Origin of the sequence: Psychrobacter sp. (genome assembly GCF_036731945.1) — a bacterium.
Lineage (GTDB): Bacteria > Pseudomonadota > Gammaproteobacteria > Pseudomonadales > Moraxellaceae > Psychrobacter.
In genome coordinates this window covers 36724-46227 of sequence record NZ_DAINDI010000008.1, presented here as the reverse complement: position 1 = coordinate 46227, position 9504 = coordinate 36724, and the positions used below count along the sequence as shown (strand labels likewise).

7 protein-coding genes are annotated in these 9504 nt (G+C 40.3%); all 7 read left to right on the top strand.

Annotated elements, in window-relative coordinates; translation table 11 throughout:
• Positions 1 to 35: 35 nt before the first annotated feature.
• The gene (gene tviB / locus V7D75_RS02895) at positions 36 to 1313 is read left to right on the top strand and encodes a Vi polysaccharide biosynthesis UDP-N-acetylglucosamine C-6 dehydrogenase TviB (RefSeq protein ID WP_333613340.1); all 1278 of its coding nucleotides are present in this window, start codon (positions 36 to 38) and stop codon (positions 1311 to 1313) included.
• Between the two features lie 39 nt (positions 1314 to 1352).
• Complete coding sequence (locus V7D75_RS02890) at positions 1353 to 2396, top strand: NAD-dependent epimerase/dehydratase family protein (protein ID WP_333613339.1); 1044 nt, start codon at positions 1353 to 1355, stop codon at positions 2394 to 2396.
• Positions 2397 to 2545: 149 nt separating this feature from the next.
• Positions 2546 to 4345, top strand: coding sequence for an ABC transporter ATP-binding protein (locus V7D75_RS02885; protein ID WP_333613338.1), 1800 nt, complete (start codon positions 2546 to 2548; stop codon positions 4343 to 4345).
• Positions 4311 to 5378 (top strand): glycosyltransferase family 2 protein, encoded by a 1068-nt coding sequence (locus V7D75_RS02880; protein WP_333613337.1) that lies wholly within the window; start codon positions 4311 to 4313, stop codon positions 5376 to 5378. Before V7D75_RS02885 ends, V7D75_RS02880 begins: the two co-directional genes overlap by 35 nt.
• A gap of 284 nt (positions 5379 to 5662) precedes the next feature.
• Positions 5663 to 7000, top strand: a complete 1338-nt coding sequence (locus tag V7D75_RS02875; protein WP_333613336.1) for a DUF4910 domain-containing protein — start codon at positions 5663 to 5665, stop codon at positions 6998 to 7000.
• A 363-nt stretch (positions 7001 to 7363) separates the two neighbouring features.
• Positions 7364 to 8362 carry a UDP-N-acetylglucosamine 4,6-dehydratase (inverting) gene (gene pseB, locus V7D75_RS02870; protein ID WP_333613335.1) on the top strand — a complete coding sequence of 333 codons (999 nt, stop codon included), beginning with the start codon at positions 7364 to 7366 and terminating at the stop codon, positions 8360 to 8362.
• The coding region (gene pseC / locus V7D75_RS02865) for a UDP-4-amino-4,6-dideoxy-N-acetyl-beta-L-altrosamine transaminase (RefSeq protein ID WP_333613334.1) at positions 8363 to 9504 on the top strand (1142 nt) is incomplete at its 3' end.

Genomic DNA, 9504 nt, shown 5'->3' with positions numbered 1-9504 from the left:
CACGCTCTTCAAAAACGCTTAGGTGGTAGAACGCTATGACAAATATAAATGAGCTAAAAATTGCTGTGATTGGTTTGGGATATGTCGGTCTTCCTTTGGCAGTTGAGTTTGGCAAGCAGCGTTCAGTGGTAGGCTTTGATATCAATGCCAGCCGTATTGCTGCGCTAATGTCAGGTACAGACCATACATTGGAAGTTAGTGATGAAGAGCTAGCTGTAGCGACACATTTGCGTTATAGCTCAGATATCCAAACACTCAAAGACTGTAATTTTTTTATTGTAACTGTACCGACACCTATCGATAGCTCAAAGCAACCCGACTTGACGCCACTAATTATGGCCTCAAAGGCAATAGGTTCATTACTAAAGAAAGATGACATTGTGGTCTATGAATCTACGGTCTATCCTGGCGCGACCGAAGAGGTTTGTGTGCCAGTACTAGAAGAAGTATCTGGATTAATTTTCAATCAAGACTTTTATGCAGGCTATAGCCCTGAGCGGATAAATCCAGGTGACAAAGAGCACCGCGTAACTAATATTTTAAAAATAACGGCTGGATCGACACCTGAGGTCGCCGATTTTATTGATAACGTTTACAACTTAATCATTACTGCGGGTACGCATAAAGCACCAAGTATTAGGGTCGCAGAAGCAGCCAAGGTCATCGAAAATACCCAAAGAGATGTCAATATTGCCTTGATTAATGAGTTAGCGGTCATCTTTAATAAGATGGGAATAGATACTGAAGCAGTGCTCAAGGCAGCGGGAACCAAATGGAACTTTTTACCGTTTCGTCCCGGACTTGTCGGTGGTCACTGTATTGGTGTCGATCCTTATTATCTGACTCATAAGGCACAAGCTATTGGTCATAATCCTGAGATTATATTGGCAGGTCGGCGGTTGAATGACAGTATGGGTGAGTATGTGGTCACACAGCTGGTCAAAACCATGATCAAAAAGCGCATACAAGTTGAAGGTGCTAAGGTTTTGGTTTTAGGACTCAGTTTTAAAGAAAACTGCCCAGATGTACGTAATACTAAGGTCATCGATATTGTACATGAGCTACAAGCATATAATATCGAGATCGATGTTCATGACCCTTGGATAGATGCCAACGAGGCTAAGCGAGAATACAGTATTACTCCTATTGTTCAGCTTGTAACAGCGCAATACGACGGTATTATTTTAGCGGTCGCTCATGAGCAGTTTGTAGCGATGGGAATAGAGAGCATAAGAGCATTGGGTAAAGATAATCACGTTCTCTATGATCTAAAGTATTTGTTTACCAAGGAAGATGCCGATATACGCCTTTAAGTATGCAGAGTAATCAAAGTAATAAGGGAGATATTTGCTATGAAAGTAACCGCCTATCAACAAGTTACAGAAGCATTAGTTAATGAACCAAAGACTTGGCTTATTACAGGGGTTGCAGGATTTATAGGCTCAAATTTACTAGAGACTCTGTTATTACTCAATCAAAAAGTCATTGGATTAGATAATTTTTCCACAGGTTTTCAGCATAACTTAAACGAGGTTCAATCGGTGGTAACGTCTGAGCAATGGCAACGTTTCAGCTTCATAGAAGGTGATATACGCAATTTAGCAGACTGCCAAACCGCTTGCGCAGATATTGACTATATTCTCCATCAAGCAGCATTAGGCTCAGTGCCACGTTCTATCGCAGATCCTATTAATACCAATGATACCAACATTTTAGGCTTTTTAAATATGCTTGTCGCCGCTCGCGATGCGAAGGTGACAAGCTTTACCTATGCTGCTAGTAGCTCGACTTATGGTGATCATCCAGCATTACCAAAGGTCGAAGATGCTATTGGTAAGCCTTTATCACCCTATGCTGTGACCAAATACGTCAATGAGCTATATGCTGACGTTTTCGCGCGTACTTATGATTTTCATACTATTGGTCTACGTTATTTCAATATTTTCGGTAAGCGTCAAACCCCTGATGGCGCTTATGCTGCAGTGATTCCTAAATGGACAGCAGCCATGATTCAAAGCGATGAGGTTTATATCAATGGTGATGGAGAAACCAGTCGTGATTTTAATTTTATCGAAAACGCGGTACAGGCCAATATCTTGGCAGCTACCGCCAATGATGATGCCAAAAACCAAGTCTATAATGTGGCTGTTGGTGGTCGTACCACGCTCAATACTTTATTTATGGCACTAAAAGATAACTTAAACGTTAATGGCGTAGATTATAGCCAAGCGCCCATCTATCGTGACTTTAGAGAAGGGGATGTACGCCATAGTCAGGCTAATATTAGTAAGATTCAAGGCGCTTTGGGCTATGACCCTCAGTTCGATGTCGTTCAAGGTATAAAAAAAGCGATGCCTTGGTATGTCACTTTTTTAAAAAAGAGCTTGTATGGTTGATGTCAAATAAAATAGAGACATTACGTTATAACGCTGAACTTTATAAATGTTTCTAGGGTGCTGTGTCTACGTCGCTAGAGGCTGTAAAAAAAATGATTCCAGTCTCGCTGAATCCTTTTTATGTTGAACTTATTATAGTTGGATAAGTTATGTTGACAGTAATCAAACAGCTCTTTGCCCTGCTGACCGATAAACAGTTAAAACAATTTTATATATTGCAAGTGCTGGTGGTTATTATGGCGTTTACAGAGCTATTGGGTATTGCGTCTATAGCTCCTTTTATGGCGTTAGTTGGCGATATTAGCATACTAGAGACCAATGGCATTTTTGCGCAATTGTATCAGATGTCTGGTCTGAATAATCCAATGGACTTCTTGTTTTATACTGGTGTGATCGTTCTGGTTATGCTGACATTTTCTACCGTGGTTTCCATGTTTACCACTTGGAGATTGTCAATCTTTGGTGCGCGTATCGGTACTGAGATTGCAGATCGCCTTTATACTTACTATATGCAGCAAAGCTGGCAGTTTCATGCCAGTGGCAGTAGTGCACAGCTGACGAAGCAGGTATCTACAGAGGCGGCAAGGATAAGTTCACAAATTGTCCAACCACTTATGACGATGAATGCAAAAATAGTATTGGCTCTGTTTATATCTATCAGTATCGTGATTTATGATCCGGTTATCGCGATTTTGGGATTATTCATATTTTCGTTAGCCTACTTTCTGCTATATAGTTTGGTGCGACAAAAATTAGAAAGTAACGGTCAAGAGCTCTCTGAAGTGTCGACTCAACGTTTTAGACTCATGAATGAAGGGTTTGGTGGTATTAAAGATGTCTTGCTACTCAATCGCAGCCATGATTTTATTAATCGGTTTCACGATAGTGGTAAAGTCTTTGCCCGTGCTCAAGGAACCAATATAGCTATTAGTCAAGTACCACGATATTTTATCGAGCTGATAGCCTTTGGGGCGATGATTTCCTTAGTCTTGGTATTGATTAAGGTGCATTCTGGTAATTTAGGAGAAGTCTTACCAGTCTTAGCCGTCTATGCGCTGGCGGCATTTAAGTTGTTGCCAGCTTTACAACAAATATATTCTAGTCTATCTCAAATTAAAGGTAATACTGCTGCTTTTGAAGCCATCAGAGAAGATTTAGAGCAGTCATTTGATAGTCAGAAAACTAGCAATGATACCGCTGTATCCACCTCAGTTGATCTAAAAAAAGGCATCAAGCTCAGCGACATAACGTTTAGTTATCCTGGTAAAGAGAGACCGGCTGTGAATAGCGTTACTATTACTATCCCTGTAAACAGTGTGATTGGGCTGGTTGGTTCGTCAGGCTCTGGCAAATCAACTTTGATAGATTTATTACTTGGTTTGCTTACCCCGCATCAGGGTAGTATATATGTCGATGATGTTCGTATCACTGTAGATAATAAACGCGCTTGGCAAGATCTATTGGGATTTGTACCACAAAGTATTTTTCTGAGTGAAGGGAGCGTCGCTGAAAATATAGCCTTTGGTATCCCGGCGAAAGACATCAGCCTTGAGCAAGTTAATAAAGCGTTAAATCTAGCCAATTTGACAGAATTGGTTGAGCAACTGCCAGAAGGTATCAATACCAAAGTAGGGGAGCGCGGCGTACAGCTCTCAGGTGGTCAGCGGCAACGTATTGGTATTGCCCGCGCACTCTATCATGAAGCAGAGGTTTTAGTATTCGACGAAGCAACCAGTGCGTTAGATGGTATTACTGAAAAGACAGTCATGGACGCTATCCATGAGTTCAGTGGTCAAAAGACTATTATTATGATTGCACACCGTCTAAAGACCGTAGAGAAATGTGATCTTATCTACTTTATGGAACAGGGTAAAATAATTGATTGTGGGACCTATCAAGAACTTGTAGCACGTAATGTCAAGTTCAAAGAAATGGCACAATACGCTTAGCGTTGCCAGCGGGAGGTTTGGCATGTATTTAAGTTTGATTATCCCGTTTTTCAATTCGGTACACAAATGTAAGAGGATTCTTAAACGTATATCAGAAATAACGTCGAGCGATCTTGAGGTTGTTTTAATTGATGATGGCTCAACTGACGACACTTATCGTTTACTTACCGATTTTAGAGATAACCTACCACAGGCTAATATAACCGTAATAAAACAAGAAAATAAGGGCCCTGGTGGTGCTAGGAACACGGGGTTAAAACGGGCAAACGGTGAATATGTTTGGTTCATCGACTCTGATGATGACATCACGCTAGAGGCATTAGCATGTATAAAAAGCAACTGCGCCAATCAGTATGATTTTATCGATTTTAATGTTGTAAGCTCAGACGGTATTCCTATCAATAGAATGGGTGTGTTGGCAGGCAGCTATCGAGATAGACAAGAAATTTCTTCTCTGCTTTTTAGCAAGTTTTTGTCTCAAACATGCAAAGCTTTTAGGCGGGTTTTTTTGATTGAAAACCAGGTTCGTTATCCTGAAAACTGCTATTACGAAGACATTCCACTGGCGTTTACCCTTCCGCTTCTCGTCACGAGTTTTTTAAAAACAGACATCGTTGGCTACCTATATCATCAAGAGTTCGCTTCTATTACGAGAGGTGAGATAACGCTAAAATCACTTGATCGTCTTTATACATCAACTCATGGACTGAAAGAGGGTTTAGCACTTGCCAAAACGGATATAGAAATCGATATCATAAAGCAGCGTTTTATTCAGCTGTACTTGATAGACAGTGCGGAGATGTTCTTTAGCGTCATGCCCAATAAAGGGTGGGTAAGTATTTGGCGAATTATGAGCGAATATCGCAGATTGGCTAAGCAATTTAATATAAGTTTAACCCCTTTTCCTCTCATTAATGAAAAGGACTATCAGTATAAAATTTATTTCCAAGCACAATGGCTTATGTCTTTTATGATAACGGGTAACCAGGCAGCTTATTTTGCAGAGATAAGGAAAAAAGCGTGGGGTTTATAAAGCTATATATCTACTAAATCTCTATATTTTCGCCCCCTAATCTATTGGTCAGTCACCGCCGGTAAAACCAAACGATAAGCCCAAACACAACTTATTAAATTACCTTATACGTTTTTAACCAATATATTCGTATTTAAGGATATATTTCTTTACAACAAAAGTACTTTGCAGCATAGTTGTCGTGATGAAGAATTTATATGCGGTCAGTAAGGCGTTCTATTTCAGCGCTATTAAGCTCAGATAAAGTACGGGACATTCTCGATCAGGTTAAGGAGAGCGAAGTAATGGAAGAGATTGGTATAGCAATGCACAAGCTTTGTGAAAAGCTGTTTCCGATATGTCGTAGCATCACTGGCACAGGTTTTCGAGAATCCTTAGAGATTCTAAAAAATGATATGCAATTGCATGATTTGAATGTGTTTGAGGTAGCAACTGGTACCAAGTGCTTTGATTGGGAAGTCCCAAAAGAGTGGAGTATTAGAGACGCCTATATCATTACTCCTGATGGCAAAAAAATATGTGACTTTAAAGTTTCTAACCTTCATGTGGTTGGCTATTCTCTACCCGTAAATCAAAACATATCGCTTGAAGAGTTGCAGGAGCATCTTTACTCATTGCCAGAGCAGCCGAATGCGATACCTTATATAACCTCATATTACCAAGAAAGATGGGGTTTTTGTATCACTCAACAAGAGAGGGACACGCTCAAACCAGGTACTTATGAAGTATATATAGACAGTGATTTACAAGAAGGAAGCTTAACCTACGGGGAATTGATCATTCCAGGTAAGACGGCAGAAGAGATCTTTTTATCAACCTATTTGTGTCACCCCTCAATGGCAAATAATGAGCTATCAGGACCAGTGGTAACAGCGTTTTTGGCAAAATGGCTGTTAAGTTTGCCGTCCCGAAAATATACTTATCGTATCATTATTATCCCTGAAACTATTGGCTCAATAACTTATCTAAGCCGTCATCATGAAGCGATGAAACAAAACATCATTGCTGGGTTTAATATTACCTGTGTTGGTGATGATAGGGCTTACTCATATTTGCCTTCCAAAACTGGTGATACGTTAGCAGACCAAGTAGCAAAACATGTTTTAACCCACACGCATCCAGAGTTTGTCAGTTATTCTTTTTTGGACAGGGGAAGTGATGAAAGACAGTACTGTAGCAAGGGCATAGATCTGCCTGTATGTTCAATCATGAGAACCAAGTATGGTTGCTATCCAGAGTATCACACCTCTTTAGATGACTTGGAGCTGGTCACGGCTACCGGGCTGCTTGGTAGCTATGAGGTGCTAAAAAAATCGATTGAATGTCTTGAAGCTAATGAGGTACTTGATACAAACTTTTTGTGCGAACCCCAACTTGGCAAGAGAGGTCTACATCCCACCATTGGCACCAAAGACAGTAGCTTAGTAGTCAAAAATATGATGAATTTTTTGGCTTATTGTGATGGAGTCAGTACCAATCTAGAAATAGCAGAAAAAATAAACGCGCCATTATGGGCATTGCAAGGTACTATAAATAAGCTGAAAGCTGAAAATTTATTGGTAAGTGTTGACTTGGTTTCAGATCATGATGACAGTTATGAATATTCAAAACTGCTAATTTGACCTTTATAGTAGATTGCTAATCTGCTTACTTTTACCACATCGAACACTGTAGCTCATATTTTTATTAATATTTCCTAAATTTTTTTTCTGTAGATAACGGTAATTTTCTAACTGGTAAAGAGCGTTGGCTTAAATATATGAATAATCATATATTTAAGCCAACGCTCTTTTTTTGATAATTAATTTTTAGCATTTGTTTTACGTTTAAGTCATCATTACTACTTGTATATTCAAAAATTAAAATTAATAAATATATATATGCTTTATTTTGGATATTAATGGTGTTATAGTTTTGTTAAGTTTATTACAGAGTAATTGATCGAATAATATTTGGTAGCATTGCAACTGGTAGAGGGATTTTACATGTTGACTAATAGCACTATTCTCATCACTGGCGGCACAGGTTCATTTGGTAATACCTTTTTACCCATGACCTTAGCGAAATATAATCCTAAAAAAATCATCATCTTTTCACGTGATGAGATGAAGCAATGGGAGATGGCAAAAAAATTCGTCGGTGACGATAGAGTGCGCTTCTTCATCGGCAATGTCCGTGATAAAGAGCGCTTATACCGTGCATTAGACGGCGTTGATTATGTTGTCCATGCGGCTGCTACTAAAATTGTACCCACCGCTGAATACAACCCATTTGAATGCGTAAAAACCAATATCAATGGTGCCATGAACTTAATTGATGCCTGTATTGATAAAGGGGTCAAAGGTGTGGTTGCGCTCTCTACTGATAAAGCCAGTAGCCCGATCAACCTTTATGGTGCTACTAAGCTTGCTTCCGATAAATTGTTCGTAGCGGGTAATGCTTATTCTGGCGAGCATGGCACTAAGTTTTCAGTAGTACGTTATGGCAATGTCATGGGTTCTCGTGGCTCAGTCATTCCTTTTTTCATGTCTATTAGAGATAAAGGTGTGCTACCGATTACCGATGACCGTATGACCCGCTTTATGATTTCACTAGAAGATGGCGTCAGGTTAGTTTGGCCTGCGTTCGAAGATATGATTGGTGGCGAGATTTACGTCAAAAAAATCCCTTCTATTAAAATGACAGATCTCGCCAGAGTACTCGCCCCAGAAGCCAAGCAGGAAATTATAGGTATTCGTCCCGGTGAGAAACTGCATGAACAAATGATCAGTAGCGAAGACGCTTGTTATACCTATGAATATCCCGAACATTTTAAAATTTTGCCGCTGATACATAACTGGGCAGTATGTCCAAAGCGAATCAAAGATGGTAAAAAAGTACCTAAAGGTTTCGTGTACGCCAGTGATAGTAATCTCGAATGGATGTCTGATGGCGATTTGCAAGATTGGCTACAGATAAACTGCGAAAAAATAGGGAGCGTCTAAATGATTCCCTATGGCCGCCAAGACATCAATCAGCAAGATATTGATGCTGTGGTTGAGGTTCTTAGATCAGATTTTTTGACCCAAGGCCCTCAAGTTCCTGCATTTGAACAGGCCATCATGGATGCGTGTGATGCCAAGTATGCTATTGCGGTTAACAGTGCGACATCGGCATTACATATCGCCTGTTTGGCCTTAGGGTTAGGCAATGAAGATTGGCTTTGGACAACACCAAATACTTTTGTCGCTTCAGCAAATTGTGCGCTGTATTGCGGTGCCAAAGTTGATTTTGTCGATATCGATCCTCGTACTTATAATCTTTGCGCGAAACAATTAGAGAAAAAGCTTATTGCAGCGCAAAAGGTAGGAAAGCTACCCAAGATAGTAATCCCTGTGCATTTCAGTGGTCAGTCATGTGATATGCAAGCAATCCATGAACTGGCTAAAAAGTATGGCTTTCACATTATTGAAGATGCCTCACATGCGATTGGCGGTAAATATAAGGGTGAGCCTATTGGTAATGGTGGTTACAGCGACATCACGATATTTAGTTTTCATCCGGTCAAGATAATTACCAGTGCTGAAGGTGGCGCTGCCGTGACCAATAGGGAAGATCTCGCTGAAAAAATGTTGCTACTGCGCAGTCATGGCATTACTCGTGATGAAGAGTTAATGACTAAAGCTGCAGATGGCCCTTGGTATTATCAGCAAATTGCATTGGGCTTTAACTATCGCATGACAGAGTTGCAAGCTGCTCTTGGGCTATCACAAATGCAGCGCTTACAAGAGTTTGTTATCAAGCGTCATAAGCTAGCGTCTCGCTATGACGAGTTACTTCAAGACCTACCAATCACCTTACCCTGGCAACACCCCGACAGTGAATCAGCCAGACATCTATACGTCATTCGTCTGCAATTAGAACAAATTAACATAACCCACTTTGATGTGTTTAACGCGCTGCGTGCGGCAGGGGTTCTAGTTAATTTGCATTATATCCCTGTACATATGCAGCCCTATTATCAAAAATTAGGATTTGCGTCCGGTCAATTCCCTGAAGCGGAGCAGTATTATAAAGAAGCCATCAGTATCCCACTGTTTTCAGCGATGACTGAAGGGCAACAAGACACTGTATGCTCGACGCTGAA

What these genes read in the sequence shown, in the direction of transcription:
- tviB (WP_333613340.1), top strand. Translation starts at nt 36, where the DNA reads ATGACAAATATAAATGAGCTAAAAATTGCTGTGATTGGTTTGGGATAT.
- V7D75_RS02890 (WP_333613339.1), top strand. Translation starts at nt 1,353, where the DNA reads ATGAAAGTAACCGCCTATCAACAAGTTACAGAAGCATTAGTTAATGAA.
- V7D75_RS02885 (WP_333613338.1), top strand. Translation starts at nt 2,546, where the DNA reads ATGTTGACAGTAATCAAACAGCTCTTTGCCCTGCTGACCGATAAACAG.
- V7D75_RS02880 (WP_333613337.1), top strand. Translation starts at nt 4,311, where the DNA reads ATGTCAAGTTCAAAGAAATGGCACAATACGCTTAGCGTTGCCAGCGGG.
- V7D75_RS02875 (WP_333613336.1), top strand. Translation starts at nt 5,663, where the DNA reads ATGGAAGAGATTGGTATAGCAATGCACAAGCTTTGTGAAAAGCTGTTT.
- pseB (WP_333613335.1), top strand. Translation starts at nt 7,364, where the DNA reads ATGTTGACTAATAGCACTATTCTCATCACTGGCGGCACAGGTTCATTT.